Source organism: Marinobacter sp. H13 (assembly GCF_059072335.1).
This window is the reverse complement of the sequence record NZ_JCACRU010000001.1, coordinates 1,930,498-1,954,616: the sequence shown is the minus strand read 5'-3', so window position 1 is coordinate 1,954,616 and position 24,119 is coordinate 1,930,498. Positions and strand designations below refer to the sequence as shown.

Here is a 24,119-nt window from a genome sequence, read left to right as displayed (position 1 = left end):
AATCACACTTATCCCGGAAAATCCCATGGGCTTGTCCTCAAAACCCACTCTTCACGCGCAGCCGTTTGTGCATAGCGGAACCGGTCGGTTTCAATGGCCTGCAATCAAACCGCATTGGCTGGTGTTGATCAGCGCCTTTGCACTTACCGCTCTGTATAACGTTCCTTTCTACACCGCCCTTGATCGATACGTCGGCTTTGATCAGCCGATGCTGATGTTCAAACTCGCGTTTTTGTTGCTGCTGGTCAACCATCTCCTGATCAGCCTGTTTTCGGCACGATTTATCCTGAAGCCGGTACTGGTGTTTCTGTTTTTAAGTGCAGCGCTCAGTGGGTATTTCATGAACGCGTATGGCGTGCTGATCGACAAGCACATGCTGCAGAACGTGTTCGAAACCGATGTGCAGGAGGCTCGCGGCCTGCTGAGCCTCGGACTGCTTGTGCACATGGCGCTCTTCTTTGTGATTCCGGTTGTGCTGCTCTTCCTGGCACGCGTGAGCTGGCCGGCGGGCCTGAAAAGGGTCACTCACTGGTTGGCCCCGATCATTGTTGATATCGCTCTGATTCTGGTACTGGCGTTGACCAGCTATCAGGAGATGGCTTCAACGTTCCGTAATCACCGCGACATCAAGGATCTTGTGGTGCCGGTGAACAGTGTTGCTGCCCTGGCATCGCTGGGTAGCAAGGTGGCTGCGGCGCAGTTTCCCCAGGAATACCAGCAGGTGGGGCTGGATGCGACGGTTTCTCTCCCGGTTTCCGATCGCGCCAAACCCAATCTGGTGGTTTTCGTTCTTGGTGAAACTGCGCGCGCAGACCATTTTGGTCTGAATGGCTATCAGCTCGATACCACCCCGGAGCTCAGTAAACTGGCCCGGCAATCGGGCGGAACACTGGTCAATTTTCCCCGCGTATCCTCCTGCGGGACCGCAACGGCCTTGTCGGTGCCCTGTATGTTCTCGTGGCTGGGCAGATCGGATTACGATGAAGCCGTGGCCAAGAACAGTGATAACTTCCTGGATGTCATGACCCGCGCCGGCATTGTCAGTACCTGGCTGGATAATAACTCTGGCTGCAAGGGCATGTGTGACCGGATTCCGACCGTTCGTCCGGAGGATACCGACCTCTGCCAGGGCGAGTACTGTGATGATCTGGTACTGCTGAGGGGTGCCCATCAGCAGCTCGATGCCGCAGACAACAATGACCATTTCATGGTGCTGCATCAGCTTGGCAGTCACGGTCCCGAGTACTACAAGCGCAGCAAACCGGACCAGAAAAAGTTCCTGCCCGAGTGTCAGAGCAATGAACTGCAGAGTTGTGACCAACAGGCCATCATCAACGCCTACGATGACAGTATTCTGGTAACCGATCGCTTGCTCGGAGAAACCGTGCGCATGCTGAAATCCATGCAGGCGGATTACAACACTGCTCTCGTGTATGTCTCTGACCATGGCGAGTCACTGGGCGAGGGTGGCATCTACCTGCACGGTATTCCTTACATGCTGGCGCCGGAGGCCCAGACCCATGTGCCCATGGTTGTGTGGTTGTCAGACGGTTTCCGGATGGATAACCGGATTGATGCCGAGTGCGTCAACCGGATCGCATCGCAACCGTTGAGCCACGACAACCTGTTCTCCTCCATGCTGGGACTGATGAACGTGAAGACCGGGGCGATCAAGCCGTCGCTCAATATTTTCGAGGACTGCAGAACCACCTGAGGCGCTGAACGTTTTCTTCACCTTCTGACAGAAAATTCGACACTACCGGCCATTCAAACGTCAAGCTGACGGGGCCTTGCGTAAAGATCCTGCAAAGCAGGCCCCAAGGCACTGACATTCGCTCCCGCTTCGATAATCTGGGTTCAGAGGCATCCGGCACTGGGTCCGGATGCGAGATCTGTCTCTGAGCAGAACGGGAGAATCATCATGAAGCGACTGTTGATCGGAAGCCTGGTAACGGCATTCCTGATGGTGTCTGCTCCGGTGATGGCGGATGATGACCGCCGGGGTCAGGGTTGGCAAAAGCACCATGAACGCGGCAAAGCCTCACCTCCGGGTCATGAGAAAAAGTTCCTGCAGGCCCATTACCGCGACAGCCATTACGATCGGCACCATCACAAGCCCCGGCACTACAAACAGCATAAGTGGGACCGCAAGCACCACAATCGTTACGATCGCCACGGCTACCATGGTGACAAGCGCCATTGGGGCAAGAAGCACAAGCGCGATGTCTATCGCGACAGGCATGACCGCCGGCGTGACTGGCATCGCAACCATTCAGGCCATTACCGCCTCAAACTGGGCTACGGTGACGGATTGCCGCCGGAGGCCCGGATTGGTCGGATCATTCACGACACTCACGCGCTAATTGAATCGTCCCGGCACTGAATGAAGCTTCCTGGCTCCGGAGCTGCTGTTGCTCCGGGGCTGGATTAAATCCTCTTGCAGGCTCCTTGCGCCGGTGCTGCAGGCCAATGAGCAGCAGGGGCACCACGATCATCAGGCTGCCGGCCAGGAACCACAGGTCGGGCACCTCTCCGAACCAGATCCAGCCAATCCCCACGGCCCAGATCAGACCGGTGTACTCGGCGCTGGTGACCTGGTTGGCGTCTACCTGGCGGTAGGCCAGCAGTACGGTGATGTTGTAGCCGAGAATAAACAGCGCCGAGCCCATGGCACCGATCAGGATGCCAGAATCCCATTGGGCGCCTTCCCACCAGGCCAGTGCACCCGCCGCGGGCAGAATCAGCAGGTAATTCAGGAACAACTTGTGGACGGTGCTCTGCTGTTTCGGCAGTTTCCGGACCAGCACGGCGTTGATGGCCAGGGCAAACGCCGAGCCAAGGGCTGCCACGGCCGCCCAGTTGAATTCCACCGGCCGTAGAATGAGCACAATGCCGGCAAAGCCGCTGAACACGGCGGTTACGCTTAGGGGTGTCAGCTTTTCCCGGAACAGGAATACCGAGAGCACCATCACCAGGATGGGCGCGGCATAGAAGACGGCGTTGGCGGTTGCCAGCGGCAGGTTGCCCAGGGCGATCACCATGCACAGGAGGCCGGCCAGGTGGATGTGGGCCCGGAAGGTGTGGATCTTCAGTCCGGCGAACAGGTTTTTCCGGTCCAGTTGCCCGGCCATTGGCAGCAGAAGGCCCAGGGTGATCAGGCAGCGCAGAAACGCAAACTGAAATACGGGCGCGCCGGGCTCCAGGAGTTTGATGAACACGTCAGAGATCAATGCCATGGCGTTGCCGATCACCAGCAGCAGGATGGCGCTGTTTACGGTTTTTCCTGACATTTTTTTCTCCTCAAACCTTCAACTTTGGGTGCATGAGCCCGGTCAGCAAATGGCTTCCGAAAACCGCTGCGAGTACATATATGTAGACCTCTTGTTGCGCAAGCCTCCCAAGCTCTCGGTGGTGTAAAAAGTTAACTGGGTAAAACTGCGCACGTATATCCGGCCTTTATGATGAGTCACTTCGGTGACTCTGGCCTCAATGAAAACCGCGCCCTTGCCGCTTATCGTCCGTACGGAGTTGGAGCTCCGTGTGCTCGCCAGCATTCACAAGGGCCGGTTTAACCCTGTTAACTCATTACTCACCGCATTTGCGTGGGGTGCCTTTGCTCCTTGGGTGCTGCTTTACGCCGCCCGGTACTCCGTTTGGTGGTAGAGCATTGCCCATAGAATTCTTGCCAACTTGTTGGCCACGGCAATCACCGCTTTGTGTTTGCCTCTGCGCTCAATAACCCCTGCCGCCCAGCGTGATAGCCGGTCGGTGGCTTTATCCGTGTATCGGATGACCGACCAGGCACCCTGAACCAATAATCGGCGCAGATAGTTATTCCCTCGACGGGTGATGCGTCCGAGCTTTTGCTTGCCGCCACTGGAGTGTTCGTTCGGAACCAATCCCAGATTGGCTGCAAAGTGTCGCCCGCTCTTAAATGCCTTACCGTCACCGGCATAGGCCACCACCGCGGTTGCCGTTTTCTCCGCAACCCCTTTCACGCCCATCAGGCGCCGTGCCGGCTCCAGCTGTTTGGCTGTTTGCTTCAGTTTCGCCTCATGCATCTGTATCTGGCGATTGGCCTCTCTCCACTCTTCCAACAGACTCTGTAAGGCCTCTCTGGCAGCACAGGTCAGTGGGTTCTCCGCGTCCTCCAGCAACTCTGGTAACGCCTTGAGTAATCGCTCCTTGCCCGGCGCAACGATGACGCCGTACTCGTTCAGAAAGCCCCGGATCTGATTGATCAACGCGGTCCGGGCCTGGACCTTCCGATTGATCAGCTTATGCAGCACCAGTATGTCTGTTTGCTCCAGCGATCTCGGTTCCACAAACCGCATCCTCGGTCGCCGGGCGGCCTCTGTAATCGCAAAGGCATCGTTCCGGTCGTTCTTGTTGCCCTTCACAAACGGCTTCACATGCTGGGGCGGAATCAATAACACCTCAAAGCCCAGCTTCTTTAGCTCCCGACCCCAGTAGTTCGAACCACTGCAGGCCTCCATGGCAATCGTCGCTTCCGGATACTGCAGCAACTTCTCAATCAGCCTATTCCTGCGCACTTGATGATTGAACGCCGGGTTGCCGCTTCGGTTCACACCACAAACCTGAAAGACAGTTTTTGCCAAGTCGATTCCGATTAGGGTAACGTTCATCTGAACACCTCTTGTTGTTGACCTATTGATTTTGCACATCTAATAGTGGCGCTTTGACGCCGATCTCAACAAGAGGTGTTCATCCCATCATCCATGTACGCTTGCTCTCCGCCTTCCCTGGCTCCGAGCATTTTCGGAAGCCATTTCCTGCCCGGGCTCCCCTAACTGGCTCAGGAATTCTATTTGAGTGCTAATATCCGATAAAATGATCAATATTCATGTGCTATTAGAAAATTAGATAATGAAGCTGCCACCCCTGAAAGCCCTGCCTGTTTTCGAAGCCGTTGCCCGTCTCAACAGCTTTTCACTCGCTGCCGATGAGTTGGCGGTGAGCCAGAGCGCCGTAAGCCATCAGATCAAGCAGCTGGAAACCTACCTGGGCGAGCAGTTGTTCTGGCGCAGTGGACGGACGCTGTCGCTGACCGATGAGGGCCGGCAGTACCTGGATGCGGTCAGTTCAGCGTTGTTGCAGATTGAGCGGGCCAGTGAGCAGATTCTGGGGCATGAGGAGTCCTTGCTGAGGCTCTCGGTGTTCAGTTCGTTTGCCGTGCGCTGGCTGGTGCCAAGGTTGCCGGATCTGAAGCGGTTGCATCCTCAGCTGGATCTGGCGCTGGAGATGAGTAGTGGTAATCCGGTGTTGTCGGATCGGGTGGCGGATTGTTTTATTACCGTTAAGCCCACCTCGCCCGCATTCAGCTATGAGCTGCTTTACGAGGAGCGTCTGTTCCCCGTATGCAGCCAGGATTACTGGCAGAAGATACGCCGGGAGCTGTCGCTGGAGGAGGTTTCCGGCGACCCGGCGTCGATGTCATTAACACCGGCAATGGTGGCGGAGTATCCGTTGCTGTCGACATACAGTATCTATGACCGTCAGGGTGGGGACTGGGAAGCCTGGTATCGTGAAGCGGGCCTGGACCTGCCCCGATCGAGCCGTTTGTTGCATTCAAGCCATATGCTGCTTTCGCTGGAAGCTGCGCGCTTCCACCAGGGAATTGCGCTGACCAACGACTACATGCTCAGTACCCGCAAGGATTCCGGTGACTTTGTGCGCTTGCCCTGCCACTCCGTTATGACGGGCGACATTTTTTACTTTGCATGGAAAACCAGCCGTCGTCGTGAACGAGGGATTCAGCTTCTGCGGCGTTGGCTGGTTTCAGAAGCGATCAATTCAGGATTACGTCCGGAGGAGGTCTCTCAGTAAACATTCGCTTTATCGGGTGCTTTTGGGGTGAAAGCGCAGCGGTCTGGCTTGATGTCCAGTAGCGGAGTGCCATCCAGACAGTCCAGGCCGCGCACGATCAGGGTCCCTTTTTCTATACGAACCAGTTTGACCATGGACGTGCCAATCGGATTGGGCCGAACCGGCGAGCGCAGGGCAAAGGTGCCGAAGGTCTGACCATCGCTTCTGGGGCTTTGCCGGACCAGATCGCGGCGGCTCTGGTCCAGCCAGTAGAGCACCTCAATGGTGTCGTAGTCTTCGAGTCCTTTCAGTCCTTCGTGCCAGACAGGATCCAGAACCAACTGGCACTCCGGGCCTTCTGTATTGCCCTGGCGCGGGCAATCCTTGCGGTCGCGCCAGGGGGTACGAATGGTGCCGATGAATCGCAGCGTTGCATCGGATGCCGGTTCAAGTGCCACGGCCTCCTCATTAGGACGCATATCACAAGGATCGTTCATCGACTGGACCACGCTTTATTGCTCGTCATTTCTCTTCTCTGGGTGGGCGCTCGACCACCTTGCGTTTGCCCTTGGCACAGCGCGAAAGTGCTTTCAGACCGTCAGCATCGAAGGCATCGACGCGGATCACATCGTAGAGTGCTTCCAGTGCTTCCAGCAGTTTGTCGCACTCGTCTGCCTTGACCACGCCCTGGGCACAGGCCCAGTCGACCAGTTCCTTGCGCTGATGGCCCATCAGCAGGTCAATGCCGCCGAGTTCGTCTTCATCGCGGTTACGCATGGCGTCGTGCAGCCGGCTGCGCATGTCCGCGGTCTCGTTGGCCAGCTTGTAGGCGTTGAGCACCCGCCCGAGCGGATCTTCCGGGTCCATGGTGGTGTAGGCACCGCGACTGATGCGCTGGCGTACCGGGGTGTCCTTGACGATGGATTCCGCGACCTGTGCGCCCAACTTGTCGTCCGGACCGTTCAGGCCAGTGGCGCCGAGCGGGAACACCAGCAGTCGCAGGGGCCAGCGCAGGGCCGGCACCGGGAAGTTGATGATCGCCTCGCGCATGGAGCTCTGGAGATCCCGGAGGCAGGTTTTCAGGCACCATTCCACCAACGGCCGCTGGTCATCCGGGTAACCTTCTTCATGCCATTGCTTGATGACGGCGGTCGCGTAATAGAGTTGCACCAGGCAGTCGGCCATGCGCCCTGAGAGGCGTTGCCGGGCCTTGAGGCCACCACCAACGGTCAGCAGAGTGACGTCAGTCATCAGGGCGAAGGCTGCTGAGAACCGCGCCAGTTGTCGGTAGCTGGACTTGATGTTGCCTTGCCGTGGCACCGATTCTGCCCATCCCCTGGTCAGTCCCAGCAGCAGGGCCCGAAGGGCATTGCGGGTGGTGTGAGCCAGATGCCGGTAGAAGATACCGTCGAATTTCTTCGCTGCCTTGTCCTCGTCTTCCATGCCCGCGGCTTCGATTTCCTCAACAATGAACGGATGGCAGCGGATGGAACCCTGGCCGAAGATCATCAGGCTCCGGGTAAGGATATTGGCGCCTTCCACGGTGATCCCGATGGGGACCGCCTGGTAGGCCCGGGCCAGGAAGTTGCGGGGGCCGGTGATGACGCCGCGGCCTGCCACCACGTCCATGGCATGGTTGATGACTTCCCGCATCAGATCGGTATTGCGGTATTTCAGCACGGCGGACGGCACCGAGGGCCGCACGCCACGGTCCAGCATGCCGGAGGTCAGCAGCCGGGCAGCGTCCATCATGTAGGTGTAGCCTGCGATGGGCTCCAGGGCTTCCTGCACGCCTTCAAACTGGCTGATGGTCCGGCCGAACTGTTCCCGGGTGTAGGCGTAGGAGCCGGTGGCCACGCTGGCCACCTTGCCGGCACCGGTGCCGAGGGCGGGCAGGGAGATGGAGCGGCCGATAGACAGACACTCCAGCAGCATGGTCCAGCCCTTGCCGAGCATATCCTGGCCGCCGATGACCTGTTCCATGGGAATGAACACGTCGTTGCCCCAGGTGGGACCATTCATGAATACGGTGTTCATGGGCAGGTGGCGGGCACCGGCGTTGACGCCGTCCGTGTCTTTGGGCACCAGTACACAGGTCACACCGATTTCATCGGAATCGCCCAGCAGCTTGTCCGGATCATAGACCTTGATGGCCAGGCCGATCAGTGTCGCCACCGGGGCCAGGGTGATGTAGCGCTTGTTCCAGGTGACTTTCAGGCCCAGCACTTCCTTGCCGTTCCATTTGCCCTTGCAGACGATGCCTTTGTCCGGAATGGCGCCGGCGTCGGAGCCGGCCACCGGGGAGGTGAGGGCGAAACAGGGAATCTCGTCGCCGCCGGCCAGTCTGGGCAGATAATGCTGTTTCTGCTCATCGGTGCCGTAGTGCATCAGCAACTCGCCCGGGCCGAGGGAGTTGGGCACCATCACGGTGACCGCTGCCGACACGCTCCGGGTGGAAATCTTCATCACGATTTCGGAATGGGCGGTGTTGGAGAAGCCCAGGCCGCCGTCCTCTTTGGGAATCACCAGCCCGAAAAAGCCGTTCTCACGGATGAACTTCCAGACCTTGTCCGGCAGGTCGTACTGCTCGTGGGTGATTTTCCAGTCGTCGAGCATGGCGCACAGCTTTTCCACCGGGCCGTCCAGGAAGGCCTGTTCCTCGCTGGTGAGGTGCGCCGGCTTGGCGTCCAGCAACTTGTTCCATTTGGGCTTGCCGGAGAAAAGTTCGCCGTCCCAGTCCACCGAGCCGGATTTCAGGGCTTCCGCCTCGGTATCCGAGAGTTTCGGCAGCCGGCTGCGCACCCAGCCAAGCAGGGGGCGGCTGAGCTTGTCGAGGCGCAAGTCGCCGGGAATAACAAGGATTAACGCCAGCGCCAGCAGTACACCGCCACAAAGAATGCTGATCAGGTGCCATTCATCCTGGAACAGACCCACAACGGTCGCAATGGACATGACGGCAGCGGCTGTGGTGCCGCCTATACCCAGGTAGATCAGCACCAGGGCACTGATCAGCAGAAGTAGAACACTCATGTGAAGACCTCCGTATCGTGAATGCAATCAGCGAGAAACTGACCTTTACCATCGGTCAAAGCCTGACCAGTTGCAAGAGGCGTGGGGGCGGGATGTAAAGATTGATTGCAGTAATGAAAAGCATTGTCAAAAACCCGCAAGTTTCTCTCCATTGATTGATCCAGACTGCAACTTTCGGAGAACACATAGCCTCATTCAATAAAAAGTACCCGGAGCCTAATGATGTTTAGCCAGCTCACCGTTGCGAAACGCCTTGCCCTTGGCTTTGGTCTGATTCTGTCGCTGATGATTGCCATAAGTCTGGTTGGTAATCATCGGGTCGGTTTTATCGACAGGACCCTGACCGACGTGGGTGATGGCGCCGCCGTGAAGCAGCGCTACGCCATTAACTTTAGGGGCAGTGTCCATGACCGGGCAATAGCCATTCGCGATGCAGTACTGGTTGAGAACGACCGGGAGCTACAACGGCACCTCGCGGACATTGAGCGTCTTAAGGGGTTCTATCGGGATTCCGCCGGCCCGATGGATAGGATGTTCCGGGAAGAAGGCGCTACCAGCCGGGAAAAGCAACTGCTGGCGGCGATAAAAGACATTGAACTCAGGGCCCTCACGTTGACGGATGAACTGCTCGAGCTTCGCCTGGCGGGAGAGATCGACCAGGCCCGGGCATTTCTGCTCAGCGATGTCTCTGGCGCTTACTCGGAGTGGTTGAAACGGGTAAATGCCTTTATTGATTACCAGGAAGAGGTGGTTACAGGCGGCGTGGATGAGGTTCGCGAGGCAGCGAGTACATTCAATGCGTTGAACCTGGCCGTCACCGGTCTCGCGGTGGTTCTGGGTGCCCTGGTGGCACTGGTGATCATTCGCCGATTGAAGAAGATTCTTGGCGGTGAGCCCGAAGACGTTGCCCGGGCCATTCGTCAGCTGGCCGATGGTGAGTTGGACCAGGAGCTCCGGACACGGTACCCGGATAGCGTGATGGGCGCGCTGCAGGACACTGTGGAGCGATTGGGCGGCATTATCCGGGAAGTAGGGTCTGCCGCTGAAGAGCTCTCCACTTCCTCCTCTGAACTTGAAAGCACTTCGGATAACAACAGCCGACAGATACGTCTCCAGGCGACCGAGGCGGAACAGATGGCCACGGCGGTGAACCAGATGGCCGCCACGGTGAACGAAGTGGCGGGTTTTGCCGCCAGCGCGGCAACCGCCACCCAGAAAGCCGACATCGAAGTGGAGAGCGGTAATCGCGTGGTGCAGGAAACCGCGGCCTCCATCGGAGAGCTGGCGGAAACCCTGGAGCAGGCAACACAGACTGTGCAGCGCGTGTCCCAGGACAGCGCCAATATCGAAAAGATCATCGAGGTGATCAACGCCATCGCCGAACAGACCAACCTGCTGGCGCTGAATGCTGCGATCGAGGCGGCACGCGCCGGCACCCATGGACGAGGATTCGCTGTCGTGGCCGACGAAGTACGGTCGCTGGCATCGCGGACCCAGGATTCCACCCGGGAAATTCAGGAGATGATTGGAAACCTGCAGGCGGGCGCCGGCCAGGCGACCGAGGTTATGGAAAGCAGTCGGGAGCTTGCCCGCACCACGGTGGACAAGACCAGCGAGGCGGAAGCTGCTCTGGCCCGGATTCGTCATGAGGTGGGTGCCATCAACGACATGAATGCCCAGATCGCCAGTGCCTCGGAAGAGCAGAGTTCCGTTGCAGAAGAAGTTAACCGCAATATCAGCCGCATCCATGATGCCACGGTGGAGACCTCAGCCGGTTCCGAGCAGGTGGCCGGGGCAAGCCGTGATCTGGCCGTACTTGCCGGCCAGCTGCGTTCCAGGGTCAGTGTGTTCCGGTTTAAAGGCTGAGTCCGCAGATCAGCAGCGCCAGGGTTGCCAGCAGCACCCCGACGTTGATGCCGAGGAGTGTGTTGAATTGTTCGGGGCGGTTGAGCGCGCCGGGCAGCTTGACGCTTATCCAGATCGCTGCCGGCAGAGGCGCAAACGCGAGAGCGGTCCACAGCGGTAACCAGCCAATCCAGATCGCCGAGCCCAGAATCCCAAAGCTGCCCAGCAGCAAAAGCGCAACCAGGCGGGTGGCGGCTTTCTTTCCAAGAGTAATCACCAGATGTCGGCGCCCGACTTTCCGGTCCGCGTCGGCATCCGGTATCTGATTGATCAGCAGCAACTCACTGACGAGCAGCAGGCCGATGGTGGAAACGGTAAGAGCCGTTGCGTCCAGCCGGGCCCCCAGGGCAATCAGACTGCCAAGAATCATCACCGGTCCGAATCCCAGCCCCGGAGCCAGCAGGCAAATCACCGGTGAGCGGGTAATCCAGCGGGTATAGGTGAGCACCAGCACCACGCCGGCCGCGCCGAGCACCAGCATTGGCAGGCCCCGGAGCCAGAGAAAATACAACCCGATTGCGACAACCAGTCCCAGTGTGCCAAAGGCGGCCAGCAGGACTTGCCGGGCGGCGGTGGGAACCTCCGGCAAGGCACCACTGCCGCCGGAGAATGGCGTGCGACGGGTAATCAGATCCAGCCCGGAGGCAAAGTCTTCGTACTCATTGAGCAGATTGACGGCGGCATGGGCCAGCAGGGCGCCAATCAGGACGAGCAGGGTATTGAGCAGGGCCGGAGGCTCGCCCTGGTGCCAGGCTACCGCCACGCCAAGGCCGGCACACAGCGGTGCGAGTACCAGGAAATTGGGTCGGGAGGCGCGCACCACCGCAACGGTTTCAGACATCGGGTCCTTCCTCGGCTAACAGAGCGGTTAGTGGGGCAGATGCTCAGACGTAGCCGGCGGCAAACACCAGACCGAGCACAACCGGCATAACCACAAGACTGCCCAGATTGCTCAATAATACCAGCGAGGCGACCTTGTGTGGCTCCTGCCGATACTGTTCCGCCACCATGTAATTGAGTACGGCCGGAGGCAAGGCTGCAAATACCCACAGCGCCGCCACCTGCATCCCGGGAAGATCCAGAACCGCAATCATCGGCCATGCAAGGATCAGACCGCTGGCGGGACAGGCGATGGCGCCCAGCATACCCAGTTTCCAGTCACTGAAATCGATATCAAGCATGCGCACGCCAAGGGCAAAGAGCATCAGCGGTATGCTCACACCACCGAGCATGTTCAGGGTTTCCAGCAGCCATTCCGGCAGGGTCACGCCCCCGAGATTGACCGAGAGCCCGGCAATACTGGCAAATACGATGGGCAGCTTCAGGCGTTTTACGATGGAGGTATGGGGGGCGAGCATGTACAGCCCCACCGAAAAGTGCAGCAGCATTTCCACGATGAATAGCACAATGGCCGCCGGCAGGGCCTCATCGCCGAAGGCCAGTACCAGCAGCGGAAGACCCATATTGCCGGAATTGTTAAACATCATCGGTGGCAGAAAGGTCTTCAGGTTCAGCTTCAGAACCCTGGCCAGCGGATACAGAACAATTCCTGATCCGAGCACAACCACCGTGGCGGCCAGTGCAAGCTGGGCGTAGTTCTGCAGCGGAGCCTGCTGGTCAGCAAGAACAGCGAAGACCAGCATGGGCACAAACAGTTCCATGTTGAGAACGTTCAGTCCCTGGATGTCGGGCGTCCGGTAGCGGCCATAGAGTGCGCCGCAACCGGCGATCAGAAACACCGGCAACATGGTGGACAGAATCTGGCCAATCATTGAACAGGCTCCGGGGAATGTTTGGAAGTTTTTATTGGATAAACCGTTAGGTTCGCAAGTATCGCCCTGCTTGGGCAAGTGTTTATCGACGATGTTCGACCAAAGCCGGATATGGACACGGTGGCGACATCGGCAGCCGACGGTTGCGATGGCCGTTCGGGCCCACCACAATACCGTTTTCCAATGTTGTTATCTGCCCTGGAGAGTCCCTGTGTCCAGCCCGTTTGATCAGCCGGTTTCCCGGGAACACACCTGTTCCGTCAAGTTTGATGCCCGCAAGGCGGTTTTTGGCACCGAGGATGTTATCCCGGTCTGGGTGGCCGATATGGATTTCGCGGCACCGGAGGCTGTCACCCGTGCGTTGAGGGAGCGGGCGGAACATCCGGTTTATGGCTACACCCTGTTTCCGGACAGTCTTTACCAGTCGATGATCGACTGGTTTGCCAGTCGCCATGACTGGGAGATCCGGCGCGAGTGGATACTGATGGCGCCCGGCGTGGTGCCATCGATCAACGCCGCGTGCATGGCCTACGCGGGACCCGGTGAGGGCGTCATCATCCAGCCGCCGGTTTATCCGCCGTTTTTCAGTTCGGTGCGGCACAGTGGCCGGGTGGTGATCGAAAACCCCTTGGTGCCGGAGGATCCGGACACCGGAGACCCGGGCCACTACCGCATGGATCTTGATCACTTGGAGCAGTGCGCAGCCCGCCCCGATGCCCGGATCCTGCTGCTGTGCTCGCCCCATAACCCGGTTGGCCGGGTTTGGTCGGAGGAAGAACTGACGGCGGTGCTGGATATTGCTCGCCGGCACCGGCTGGTGGTGGTCTCCGACGAGATTCATTGTGACCTGACCTTCACGGATAAACCCCGCCACACCATGCTGGCGAAGCTGGCCGGTCCTGAAGATGCACTGGTAACGGCGGTCGCACCGAGCAAGAGTTTCAACATGCCCGGCCTCGGCCTGTCGGCTCTGGTTATTCCCGATGCGGACCGGCGCAAGGCAATGAAGGACGTGTTTGAATCCATGCATCTGCCCCAGTGCAATCCGTTCAGTATTGCCGGGTTTGAGGCCGGCTACCGCCATGGTGCCCCCTGGCTGGACGATCTGATGGCCTATCTGCAGGCCAGCCGGGACTATGTGGTGGAGGCTGTTGGCCAGCGCCTGCCCGCCATTCGCGTGTCCGCTCCGGAGGGCACCTATCTCATGTGGCTGGATTGCCGCGAACTGGGGCTTGACGATGCCGGCCTGAAACGCTTTTTTGTCCGGGAAGCCCGTGTGGGCATGAACCCCGGACTCTCCTTTGGCGACCCGGGCAGTGGCTTTATGCGCCTGAACATCGGCTGCGCCAGATCGGTTCTGGAAGAGGTCATCGGCCGCATTGAAGCGGCTCTCTAGTCAGTTGCCCGTTCCTCGTTACTGTTGGCCTTCCAGGGAACAATGATCCTCCACCAGTTGCCAGCGAGGAGGCTTGTTCATGCCGGGCATGTCACCATTGGTTGCCCGGATAGCCTCCCAGATCTGACCGCCGTGGGTGACCAGGCTGCCAACCGTGTAGCTTCTGGAAAATAGCCACGGGTCCGGTCATACGCACATGCCGGAAGACGTCTCGCCCCGTTTGCTCTTGCCAACGGATTGGCCGGCCTCGGTGCCTTTCTGGCCGTCTCCGGTCCGGGTTTGGTCAACCGGTTGCTTACGGCCCTCGCAGTCCGGCACAGAATCCAGTTCTTTCCAGTCGAACGTAATGCCGGGCTCCAGGCCCTCGTGCAGTTCGCGGGACTCATACCAACTGCCTTTGTGAAAGACCGCTGCACCGGCTGGATAATAGCGGGTAGGCACCCACTTTGACTCTTCGGGATCACAGGGTTCCGCTGCAGCCGGCGCCGACAGGCCAGCGGCCAACAGGACCAGAACCAGGCAAAAGAAGCGGTGAGAGTTTCCTGGCACAGGTTTAATCATGGGGGTCTCCTTTTGCTGAGCGTTCCGGGGTTGGGTAGTGGGTGTGTTTCCGGGTCTGCGTGGCCAGCACCAGCCCGGCCAGGATCAGTGCCCCGCCGATAACATGAAACAGCCCGAGGGATTCGGCCAGGAAAATGCCGGCCAGAACCGTGGCAAACACAGGGGTCAGGTACATAAAGATGGCCGCCCTGGCCGGACCAATTTTATGCACACCGTGGTTCCAGAATCCATAGGCCAGGATCCCCGGGAAGATGGCGAAGTACAGCAACGGCATGGCGGTGCTTTGCGACAGCTCAAAGCCACCAGAGAAGAACAGCAGATCCGTCAGATAGAAGGGCAGGACGACCAGTGTGCCGAGGAGAATCTGGGTGGTCAGAAACGTTAGTGCAGGCAGTGGTACGGCCTGCCGTCTCAGTAGCACCGAGAACAGGCCCCAGCTGAACACCGCCGCCACCATGATCAGATCCCCCGGCTGGGCCTGAAGGCTGGTGAGCACCGAGAGATCACCGCGGGCAATCACGGTAACGATGCCGGTGATGGCCAGTGCGATCCCGAAGGCCTGGACCGGACGGGTGCGGTCGCCTAGGAGAATCCAGGCCAGCAGTGCCACAAAAATGGGGATGGTGGCGTTGATCAGGGCAATGTTGGTCGCGGTGGTTGTGGTCGCCGCCAGGTACAGCAGGGTATTGAACGCCCCCACGCTGAAGGTCGCCAGGGCCAGCATGGAACCGAACCGCTGGCGGATAACGTCGCGGTGGCGCCAGATACCCGGCAGGCCGAAAGGCAGCAGGATGGCCAGGGCGATTACCCAGCGCCAGAACGACATGGAGAGCGGCGGAATGTTCTCTACCGTGCCCCGGGCGACAACGGCGTTGCCGGCCCAGAACAGAGGTGTAAGAACCAGCCCGATGTAGGCCAGGCCGGGAATTCGTGACAAGACTCCGGCGTTCTCGGAAGACACAAAGGCTCCTGTGGGGTTGGTGAGGCCCGAAAAAAGCCTAGCATACTACTCTCCGGGAACTTCTGCCTCCGTACCAATGTGGTAGGCGGCAAAACCGGCCATCACTACCTGGTCCACGGCCATACCGATAACCCGGCCATCGGTGGTGGACCGGATGGGGTGCTGGGCATTGGTGATCGGATCGGACACGTAACCGAGAATCTCCCCTTCCGATACGCTGGCCCCCAACTCAATTTCGCTGAACAGAATCCCGCCGTGGTCCGCGCGGATCCAGTCGGAATCGTAGTAGACAGGCTCCGGATCGCCCCACACGAACATCCGGGAGATCATGCCCTGACGCTCCATCAGGCTGGTTAGGCTGTTCACGCCGGCACCGATCTGGTGCTGCTGTATACGGTGGGATTCGCCGGCTTCCAGGGTGACGGTGCGAATACCGGCTTCCACAGCAGCGGTGCGCAACATGCCCGCAGAACCGGAGCTGTGAACCACCGCCATGCGGTCAAAGCCCCGGGTGAATTCCGCCACGTCCGGGTTGTTCATGTCGGCGCGAAGCTGCGGCAGGTTGGTGCGCTTCAGTGAGCCGGTGTGGATGTCCACCAGCATGTCGCACTTGCGAATCACGTTCTCGAACAGTGAATGGGCAATCCGGTCGGCCAGGCTGCCATCGGGGCTGCCCGGGAAATGCCGGTTGAGGTCCCGGCGATCGGGCAGGTAACGACTGCCCTGCTGGAATCCCGGCAGGTTCACAATCGGCACACCCACGACCGTGCCCGACAGCTTCTCCGGGTTCAGGTCATACATGGTCTGGCGGATGATCTCGATGCCATTCAACTCATCCCCGTGAACTGCCCCGGTGAGGCACAGCGTCGGGCCGGCGTTGATGCCGTTGACCACCAGAACCGGGGTTGTCTGGGACAGCCCGGCAATCTGAATGCCGGGGGTCCAGGCCAGGCGGGTAGACGTGCCGGGCAGGACATCATTGTCCAGCAGCGTGAAGACCTCGCCTTCGCGAATCTCGGGCTCCGGCTCCGGCTCCGGCTCGGGTTCGGCCACCGCTTCGGTTGCCATGACCTCGGATTCTGCGGCATCTGCATCGGTATCTCCGGGCGCTGAAACCTGTGCCTCCGGTGGCGGCGCAACCTGCTTGAGATCGATGTTCGGGGCTACCTTGCGGGAACCGGCCGAGGGCGTATCGATACCGGCTCCGCCCTGTGGGACTGCCGGCTGACGGGCTGTATTGTTCTTCCCTTTGGTCTGCAGAGGGGCCGAATGCTCAACGTCCTCGACGCTCTCGTCCTCGGCCAGTTCCGCGATCAGCACTTCGGATTTTTTGCTGGCCTTTGCCGAATCGGTTTCGGCCAGAACAGGTGCCGACAGCCAGGGTATGACCAGGCCAATCAGCAGGATCCGGGGGGACGGTTTTTGAAGCCGCTCAAACAGCATATTTCCTCACGGTTCGTCAGTGTGCGCTCAAGGATAGAGTGCCTCTGGCGGTCATGAATACTGCTGTGACAAAGGTTTAATGCCACTTTCATGAAATCCGGGCAAGTTATAACGAAAACAGTTATACGCCGGAAAAGTGATTAAAAATATGGGTGTTTTGCGAAATCCCGTGTGCTTTCGTTACTCCCGCGTTAGCTGTCGTGTACGACATGCCACAGATCGTCCTCCCGGAACGCCCTGTGCTCCGCCTCCAGCTTCAGTAAATGCGCCAGGGCTGACCGTGCCGCAAGGCCGTGGATGGCGGCCGGAACATCGTCATAGGCTTTTGCGGTAAGAGCTTTCAGGTCTACAGGAGCCAGGGCTTCCAGCGCGCGGGCCACCTTGTGCTCACGGGACAGACGGTGGGTGATCAGGAAATCGATCACCGCTTCGGGATGCCCCATCAGAAAGCCGTGTGCTGGCGCAATGTAGCGAATGGATTCGGCCAGCAACTCGTAGAGCGACTCGATGTAGGCCTTCATGTCGCCGTCCGGCGGATTAATGACCACCGTTGAGCCCTGCATGATGTGGTCACCGGAAAACAGCAGCTTCTGGTCGACCAGCAGAAAACACAGATGGTTCGAGGCATGACCCGGGGTATGAAGCACCTTCAGGAGCCCGGCTTCGGTCACAATCAGATCACCGTGCTCCGGTTCATCATCGGCCCGGAAGGTCTGGTCCTGGCCGGCACCCGGGGGCGCCGGCCAACCGAACACCCGGCAACCGGTGCGCTCTTTCAGGGCCGCAACCGCCGGCGAATGATCCTGGTGCGTGTGGGTAACCACAACCTGATCAATCACCCCACCGGTCACCTCCAGAATTCGCTCGATATGGGACTCGTTGGCGGGGCCGGGGTCGATCACCGTGAAGCGTTCATGGCCCAGAATGTAAGTGTTGGTCCCTGGCCCGGTCATCATCCCCGGGTTGGGCGCCGTCAGCCGGGTGACACGGGCCGCGACCTCAACCGCCTCTCCGGGATTAATCTCCGCCCGGGTCGAGCCTTCACCTTCCGGATCCAGCTTCGCGGCCTCATCATAGGCCGGCGCTCCCGGCTCCAGCGTCACCGGCTTACCCTTTTTGACCGCCGGCCAGGGCTGGTTGGGGTAGGGCTCGGGCGGGTTGGCGTGGGCATAGCGCATCAGCGCATCGGTGGTCTCGAACCCGTTCAGCACCCGCAACGTCCGAATCGTTGGCAACCCCAGCAACCGCTGGCCGTTCCGATGATCCTCAAGGGCCTGTTCCGGGCGGATCCAGACATGATCGATGGTTTCGATACCGTCGTGCCCGGCCAATTGACCTTCCGGAGCGGGCGTCACGAAAAACCGTGTATCGAAACGCCTCGGCGGCCCCGGCGGCGTAATCCAGTGGCCGAGATAGGCAAGCCTGTCCAGCGGAAGCGCCAAGCCGTGCTTTTTGCACAGACTGGCCAGAGACAGATCGCCGTCGAACACCGACCTCCGATCCGCATGGGCCGGATGATCCCCGGATATCGGGTTGCCCTGTTTATCCACCGCAACCAGAACCCCGGACTCCTCAAAACACTCCCGAACCGCCGCCAACATATAGTCCGCGCCGCCTTCATCGACACTCATGGTCTGACTGATCTCGGCGTCTCCGGGCCCGATAATATGGTCCTGCCCGTGAGTCTCGTTTTCCTCGACTCGCCCGCCAGGGAATACAAAATAGCCGGGCATAAACACGGCGTCCCAGGTGCGTTGCAGCAGCAGGACTTCAAGGCCTTCGGCTGTATCTCGAACCAGAACCAAGGTGGCAGCAGGGCGAATATCCATAAAACTCCATCTTCAAATATTTATTGTCAGTGCGCGGGAGTGATACGAACGATGGCAGGGAAGGGCTTTCCAAAACTGTCTGTCGCCAGGGATGGCGACAGTCAAGCGTCACATGGACGTGCCGCAAGGAGCGTGTTTTGGAAAGCCCTTCCCTGCCGTCGCTCCACCAAAACCATCGGCGCGGAGGTCTCATAGCAAGATAACCGATTTGGGACTGGGCGTCTTGAGATGAACACTAAAGTCGAACAGCGTATGATTTGCCCCAAGATACCCAGTGAAAACAGGAACCCCCGTGGCCCGAATCAAACTCTCCTTCCCGGACGACGTCTTCTGCTTCGAAACCAGGATGCCCGTCAGAATCACCGACATCAACGGCGCCAACCACCTCGGCAACGACGCCCTCATCTCCATGCTCTCCGAGGCCCGGGCCCAGTTCCTGGTCAGCTATGGCATTCAGGAAGCCAGCAAGGACGGCACCGGCATTATCGTCACCGACCTGGCCACCATGTACCAGTCCGAGTCCTTCTTCCCGGAAATGCTGCGCTTTGAAGTGGGTCTGATGGACTTCAACAAGTATGGCGGGGATTTCGTATTCCGGGTCACCAAGGCCGAGAGCGGCCAGCCGGTGGCACTGGCGAAGTATGGCTTCGTCTTCTTCAACTACCACCGCAAGGAAGTGGTGCCCGTGCCCGAGAGCTTCCGCTCACGCTTTGCCTGAGGATATCTCGGCCTTAAGGCGCGTCATGCCGGCCCGGTAGAAGCTGTAAGCCATGGCGCCGGCGAACAGATTGCCCACCAGGGCGCCGCTCATAAGCCCGTAGACGCCGTTGATCTGGCTACCGATCCAGAGCAGGGGCAGGAAACACAGGAACAGGCGCAGGGTGGAGACCAGCAGGGCCCGCATCGCCAGGCCGAGGGCATTGCACACCGACACCATCAGCATGCATACGCCCAGACCGCTGTAGCTGAGCGGTACCCGCACCAGATAGCCGGCCAGAACCTCCTGCACATCACTGTCGCTGGAGAACAGCTCAGACACCAACCCGGAAGCGACCACCCAGGTCAGGCCAATGGCCAGTTGCCAGATCACCACAAACCGGACCGCAAGACGTACCAGTTTACGAATCTGCTCGATATCGCCGGCACCCAGCATGCGGCCAATCATCGGCGGCATCGACATGGTCAGGGCCAACACCACCACAATGGAGAAAAATTCCAGGCGGGTACCCAGACCCCAGGCGGCGACGGCAGCGGAGCCAAAGCCGGCCACGAGGGCCGTCGCCAGCATGGCCGAGACAGCCGGCATCAGCTGGCTCACCATGGCGGGGGCCATAATGCCGTTGAGCTGTTTCAGGGCGTTCCACAGGGCAAGCTCGCGCAGGTCGAACCGGATCCAGCGGCGTTTGAGAAGTTTCGGATAGATCACCAGACAGCCGATTCCGAACGAGGTAATGGTCGCCCAGGCGGCGCCGGGTAGTCCCCAGCCGAAAACAAAGATGTAGAGCGGGTCCAGGGCGATGTTGGTCAGACTCGTGGCCACCATCATGTACCCGGGCAATTTGGTATCGCCGTGGGAGCGGCAAACGCTGTAGCCGAAGTACAGAAACGCCCCGGTCCAGGCCGCCATCAGCCAGGGGACCCAGTATTGCCGGACCAGTGGCAGTAGCGAGTCTTCAGCGCCCAGGGCGGTCATGATGTGGCTTTGCAGGAACCACAGCGCCATGCAAATGACGAAAACGAGGCTGCCGCCCACGGTAATGATCAGGCCGCCCAGCCGGAAGGCGCGTAATTCATCGCCGGCCCCCAGCGTGCGGGATACGATCGCTGTGGTGGCGATCCCCAGACCCACCTGAAGGCCGATGATCAGTTGCTGCATCGGCAAGGTGAAACCCAGGGCTGCCAGCGGATCACGACCCAGCTGACCCACGAAGGCACTGTCGGCCAGCTGGAAGGTCATCAGGGACAGCACCCCGAAGAGCATGGGCCAGGTCATGCTGTAGAGCTGGCGGGCCAGGGATGGGTTTTGGGTGGTGGTCTGCACGGGGTGTTGTGGGCCTTCGGTTAGGATTCGGGCTTTGGGCGGGGATTCTAACAGGTTCTGGTTTTGGAGCATGCAGTCGGCTGGGGGCGGGCTTCTGAAACACGCTGTGAATACATCCCTGTACGCTCGGCTCCGCCATCCATGGCTCCGCACGGTTTCAGAAGCCCGCCCCCATCCAACTGCCCCGAAAACCGGTGATATGTCCGGAGCTCAGGGCGATAAGAAGCGTTACAGCACCTTCAGCGCCGCATCGTAATCCGGCTCATCCTTGATCTCATCAACCAGCTGGCTGTGGATGACCTTGTCGTTCTCATCCAGTACGACCACCGCCCTGGCGCAGAGACCGGCGAGGGGGCCATCCTGAATGGCGACGCCGTAGTCCTGCTGGAAGCTGTAGTTCCGGAAGGTCGAGAGGGTTTCGACGTTTTTCAGACCTTCGGCGCCGCAGAAGCGAGCGGCTGCGAAGGGCAGGTCGGCAGAGACTACGAGGACCACGGTGTTGTCCAGGCTGCCGGCCTTTTCGTTGAACTTCCGGGTAGACGCGGCGCAGACGCCGGTGTCGATGCTCGGGATGATGTTCAGGATCTTGCGCTTGCCGGACCAGTTGTCGAGTTTGACTTCTTCCAGCCCGCTGTTGGTCAGGGTAAAGGGAGGCGCGTTGTCGCCTGTTTCGGGAAATTTACCGCTTAATTCAATGGGGTTGCCGTCCAGGTTAACGCTGCTCATGGTATTTGCTCCTCGGTGTCTGGTTTAGAGTCTTACGTACTCTGTGTAGACCACTTTGGATGATTTTGCCTGTTGGCTTTGGCGGTTGGGCTGATGCGGGAGGGCTTTCCAAAACACGCTCCTTACGGCACGTCCCTGTGACGCTTGACTGTCGCCATCCATGGCGACAGACAGTTTTGGAAAGCCCTCCCGCATCAGCCTCCTAGCATCAGAGTCTTTTCCCCTGAGGCCATTAGACTTCAATTACTGGTTATTGATTGTGGTTCGAAACCTTTCGCAGGATAACGCTGAACCAGCAGCAGATAACAGGCCATCGCGAGTGCTGCGCAGGCGGCAATGATCAAGGCCATGACCAGAGAGGTGCCATCGTGCAGGTGGCCGACGAGCATGCCGGCAACAGCGGCGACGGCCATCTGGGTGAAGCCGAACAGGGCCGAGGCGGAGCCGGCCATGGTGGGGAAGTTCGCCAGGGCGCCGGCCATGGTCTGGGGCAGGACCATCCCGGTGCCGATCATGAACAGGGCCTGAGGCAAAATGACGGCCCAGACGTTGAACACTTCACTCAGTGCCAGCACGGCCATCAGGCTGCCGCCAGCCACGGCAATGATCAGGCCGCGCACCAGGATCTGGTCCGGCACCAGGCGACGGCCGAGACGGACGGCGGTCAGGTTGCCAACAATGTAGCCGGCCACCATGCAGGCAAAGTACAGACCGAACTGTTCTGTCGGCACTTCCAGGAAATCAATCAGCACGAACGAAGAGCCCGACAGGAAGGCGAACAGGCCGGAGAAAATCAGGGCATTGGTCAGGGTGTAGCCCAGGAAGCTGATGTCTTTCGCAATTGTGCGGTAGTTCCGCAGCAGGCTGCCGATTTTCAGGGACTGGCGATGTTCCGGGCGCATCGGCTCGGGAATACCGAAGGCCACAACCACCGCCATCACCAGGGCGTAGCCACCCAATGCAAGGAACACCGATGACCAGCCGAGGCTGGCGGTCAGCAGACCGCCAATGGTCGGTGCAACGGCAGGCGCCAGTGCCATGATGCTGGCAAGGATCGCCAAGATCTTGGCAGCTTCGCGGGGCGTGTAAATATCCCGAATCGCCGCCCGACCCAGGACCGGGCCGGCAGAACCACCAAGCGCTTGCAGGAAACGGCACAGAATCAGCGTTTCGATGTTCGACGCCAGGGCACAGCCAATGCTGGCAATGGCGAAAAGCACGAAACCACCAATCATGATCGGCTTGCGACCAAAACGGTCCGCCAACGGACCGCAAACCAGCTGAGCAATGGCAAAGCCCACCAGATACAGGCTCAATGTCAGCTGAACCTGATCGGTGCCGGTGCCAAAGTCTGAACCTATTTGTGGCAGTGCCGGCAGATACATATCAGTCGCCAGCGGCCCAAGGGCCACAGCGGCGGCGAGAAGTACCGTTGTCCAGACACTGGTCAAAGTCAGCATGGATTTCCTAATGCGCTATCTCGATGGCCCAACAGGCCGGGTCCGGTAAGGCTTTCCAAAACTGTAGAGGGCCATGGATGGCCCGAAACAAGCGCACATGGATGTGCTCGTAGCGTGTTTTGGAAAGCCTTACCGGACCCGGCCGATAGGGGAGTGAAAGCAGTCTAGGCCACAGGTCGCCCGAAGATAACGCCAGCAAAGCTCATACAACCTATGAGCAAAACTAATTGATTAACTTTTAAGACCGTTGAGGGTAGCGGCAACGGCATTCACCTGGTTGCGCAGCCACTTGTGGGCGGGATCGTTCTGATTGCGGCGGTGCCACAGCATTAGCAGGGTAAAGGGTTTGAAATCAAAAGGTAGCGGAACCCAGGCGAAGTCCCGGAGTAAGTGTTTGCTCATGCCCTCCGGGGCCGTAGCAAGCATATCTGTTCCGCGGAGGAACTCCGGTAGGCCGGAGAAGTTGGAGACCGTCACCACATTGCGACGAACCAGACCACGGGTGTCCATGGCGGTTTCCACAGTCGGTTTTTCGCCGGTGGCGAACAACAGGGCAATGTGGTCTGCCTTAAGGTATTCCGGCAGATCCGCTGGCGGTTTCCGGTGTTCAGGATCATAGAACACCACCATGCGATCGGCCATCAGGCCCCGCTGCATAATGTCCGTCGCCTCCGGCGCGTGGGGAGAAATCACCAGATCACAGACATCCTTCCGCAAAAGGTCTGCCCGAGGAATGCCAGATGGAATCACCTGAAGGCTGATGCCCGGAGCTTCCTGCCGCAACGTTCGCACCAGGCCCGGCAAAAGCAGGTCCCGCTGGTAGTCATTGGCAGCAATCGTGAAGGTGAACTCTGCCGTGGCGGGACTGAACGGCGGGCCCGAGGACAGCGACTGCAGGTCATCCAAAATCTGGCGGATATGGGGCCCGGCCTGAAGTGCGTAGCGGGTTGGCACAATGCCGCGCCCGGACTTCACGAACAGGGGGTCGCCCAGGGCCTGGCGCAGACGTTCCAGCGTGTGACTCACCGCAGACTGGGTAACGCCCAGCCTGACTGCCGCGCGGGACACGCTGCCTTCATCAAGCACCGCCAGAAAGGTGCTGAGGGCCCGGAAATCCAGGTTGAATGTATCAATCGGGTTCATGAATGGCAGTGTAACCCGATGCCTGC

The 24,119-nt window shown here is 59.4% G+C and carries 20 protein-coding genes; 6 read left to right on the top strand and 14 right to left on the bottom strand.

Going from position 1 to position 24,119, the window contains the following annotated elements; translation table 11 throughout:
* Positions 1–25 precede the first annotated feature (25 nt).
* Both AC5JQH_RS09100 and AC5JQH_RS09095 read left to right on the top strand, forming a co-directional pair.
* Complete coding sequence (locus AC5JQH_RS09100; protein ID WP_493805503.1) at positions 26–1,714, top strand: phosphoethanolamine transferase; 1,689 nt, start codon at positions 26–28, stop codon at positions 1,712–1,714.
* A 207-nt stretch (positions 1,715–1,921) separates the two neighbouring features.
* Positions 1,922–2,383, top strand: a complete 462-nt coding sequence (locus AC5JQH_RS09095) for a hypothetical protein (RefSeq protein WP_053113305.1) — start codon at positions 1,922–1,924, stop codon at positions 2,381–2,383.
* Here AC5JQH_RS09095 and AC5JQH_RS09090 read toward each other — a convergent pair.
* Both AC5JQH_RS09090 and AC5JQH_RS09085 read right to left on the bottom strand, forming a co-directional pair.
* Positions 2,340–3,290 (bottom strand): DMT family transporter, encoded by a 951-nt coding sequence (locus AC5JQH_RS09090; protein ID WP_008172692.1) that lies wholly within the window; start codon positions 3,288–3,290, stop codon positions 2,340–2,342. The two genes, AC5JQH_RS09095 and AC5JQH_RS09090, sit on opposite strands and share 44 nt — an antisense overlap.
* A 342-nt stretch (positions 3,291–3,632) precedes the next feature.
* Positions 3,633–4,646, bottom strand: a complete 1,014-nt coding sequence (locus AC5JQH_RS09085) for an IS110 family RNA-guided transposase (protein ID WP_286816921.1) — start codon at positions 4,644–4,646, stop codon at positions 3,633–3,635.
* Positions 4,647–4,887: 241 nt separating this feature from the next.
* Between AC5JQH_RS09085 and AC5JQH_RS09080 the strand changes: the two genes are divergently transcribed.
* Positions 4,888–5,847 (top strand): LysR substrate-binding domain-containing protein, encoded by a 960-nt coding sequence (locus AC5JQH_RS09080; RefSeq protein WP_288367837.1) that lies wholly within the window; start codon positions 4,888–4,890, stop codon positions 5,845–5,847.
* Here AC5JQH_RS09080 and tsaA read toward each other — a convergent pair.
* Together tsaA and AC5JQH_RS09070 are read right to left on the bottom strand one after the other, a co-directional pair.
* Positions 5,841–6,305, bottom strand: coding sequence for a tRNA (N6-threonylcarbamoyladenosine(37)-N6)-methyltransferase TrmO (gene tsaA, locus AC5JQH_RS09075; protein WP_493791759.1), 465 nt, complete (start codon positions 6,303–6,305; stop codon positions 5,841–5,843). The two genes, AC5JQH_RS09080 and tsaA, sit on opposite strands and share 7 nt — an antisense overlap.
* Positions 6,306–6,348: 43 nt before the next feature.
* Positions 6,349–8,856 (bottom strand): acyl-CoA dehydrogenase, encoded by a 2,508-nt coding sequence (locus tag AC5JQH_RS09070; RefSeq protein WP_493791758.1) that lies wholly within the window; start codon positions 8,854–8,856, stop codon positions 6,349–6,351.
* Positions 8,857–9,078: 222 nt separating this feature from the next.
* Here AC5JQH_RS09070 and AC5JQH_RS09065 point away from each other — a divergent pair, with 222 nt between their 5' ends.
* Complete coding sequence (locus tag AC5JQH_RS09065; RefSeq protein WP_493791773.1) at positions 9,079–10,722, top strand: methyl-accepting chemotaxis protein; 1,644 nt, start codon at positions 9,079–9,081, stop codon at positions 10,720–10,722.
* Here AC5JQH_RS09065 and AC5JQH_RS09060 read toward each other — a convergent pair.
* Positions 10,712–11,602 (bottom strand): prenyltransferase, encoded by an 891-nt coding sequence (locus AC5JQH_RS09060; protein ID WP_493805502.1) that lies wholly within the window; start codon positions 11,600–11,602, stop codon positions 10,712–10,714. The two genes, AC5JQH_RS09065 and AC5JQH_RS09060, sit on opposite strands and share 11 nt — an antisense overlap.
* A 43-nt stretch (positions 11,603–11,645) precedes the next feature.
* Entirely contained in the window at positions 11,646–12,533 is an 888-nt protein-coding gene (locus AC5JQH_RS09055) for an AEC family transporter (protein ID WP_008172703.1), read from the bottom strand.
* 211 nt (positions 12,534–12,744) lie between these two features.
* Between AC5JQH_RS09055 and AC5JQH_RS09050 the strand changes: the two genes are divergently transcribed.
* Complete coding sequence (locus AC5JQH_RS09050; protein ID WP_053113290.1) at positions 12,745–13,929, top strand: MalY/PatB family protein; 1,185 nt, start codon at positions 12,745–12,747, stop codon at positions 13,927–13,929.
* A 186-nt stretch (positions 13,930–14,115) separates the two neighbouring features.
* On the opposite strand, the gene AC5JQH_RS09045 is transcribed toward AC5JQH_RS09050, so the two are convergent.
* The 4 genes from AC5JQH_RS09045 to AC5JQH_RS09030 form a co-directional block, all read right to left on the bottom strand.
* On the bottom strand, positions 14,116–14,490 hold the full coding sequence (locus AC5JQH_RS09045; protein WP_493791757.1) for a hypothetical protein: 375 nt from the start codon (positions 14,488–14,490) through the stop codon (positions 14,116–14,118).
* Positions 14,483–15,451 (bottom strand): DMT family transporter, encoded by a 969-nt coding sequence (locus tag AC5JQH_RS09040; protein ID WP_053113289.1) that lies wholly within the window; start codon positions 15,449–15,451, stop codon positions 14,483–14,485. Before AC5JQH_RS09040 ends, AC5JQH_RS09045 begins: the two co-directional genes overlap by 8 nt.
* Before the next feature lie 45 nt (positions 15,452–15,496).
* Positions 15,497–16,894, bottom strand: a complete 1,398-nt coding sequence (locus AC5JQH_RS09035; protein ID WP_092030749.1) for a succinylglutamate desuccinylase/aspartoacylase family protein — start codon at positions 16,892–16,894, stop codon at positions 15,497–15,499.
* A gap of 191 nt (positions 16,895–17,085) precedes the next feature.
* On the bottom strand, positions 17,086–18,723 hold the full coding sequence (locus tag AC5JQH_RS09030; protein ID WP_008172715.1) for an MBL fold metallo-hydrolase: 1,638 nt from the start codon (positions 18,721–18,723) through the stop codon (positions 17,086–17,088).
* Between the two features lie 292 nt (positions 18,724–19,015).
* On the opposite strand from AC5JQH_RS09030, the gene AC5JQH_RS09025 reads away from it, so the two are divergent.
* Complete coding sequence (locus AC5JQH_RS09025) at positions 19,016–19,441, top strand: thioesterase family protein (protein ID WP_008172718.1); 426 nt, start codon at positions 19,016–19,018, stop codon at positions 19,439–19,441.
* On the opposite strand, the gene AC5JQH_RS09020 is transcribed toward AC5JQH_RS09025, so the two are convergent.
* The 4 genes from AC5JQH_RS09020 to AC5JQH_RS09005 all read right to left on the bottom strand — a co-directional run bounded on the left by AC5JQH_RS09020 (position 19,427) and on the right by AC5JQH_RS09005 (position 24,093).
* Positions 19,427–20,764: an MATE family efflux transporter gene (locus tag AC5JQH_RS09020; protein WP_491714020.1), complete on the bottom strand. Its 1,338-nt coding sequence runs from the start codon at positions 20,762–20,764 to the stop codon at positions 19,427–19,429. The genes AC5JQH_RS09025 and AC5JQH_RS09020 overlap by 15 nt on opposite strands.
* 228 nt (positions 20,765–20,992) lie before the next feature.
* Positions 20,993–21,490, bottom strand: a complete 498-nt coding sequence (tpx, locus tag AC5JQH_RS09015) for a thiol peroxidase (protein ID WP_014578719.1) — start codon at positions 21,488–21,490, stop codon at positions 20,993–20,995.
* Positions 21,491–21,729: 239 nt separating this feature from the next.
* The gene (locus tag AC5JQH_RS09010) at positions 21,730–22,950 is read right to left on the bottom strand and encodes a Bcr/CflA family multidrug efflux MFS transporter (protein ID WP_491713965.1); all 1,221 of its coding nucleotides are present in this window, start codon (positions 22,948–22,950) and stop codon (positions 21,730–21,732) included.
* Between the two features lie 231 nt (positions 22,951–23,181).
* Positions 23,182–24,093, bottom strand: a complete 912-nt coding sequence (locus AC5JQH_RS09005; RefSeq protein ID WP_008172727.1) for a LysR family transcriptional regulator — start codon at positions 24,091–24,093, stop codon at positions 23,182–23,184.
* Between the last annotated feature and the right edge of the window lie 26 nt (positions 24,094–24,119).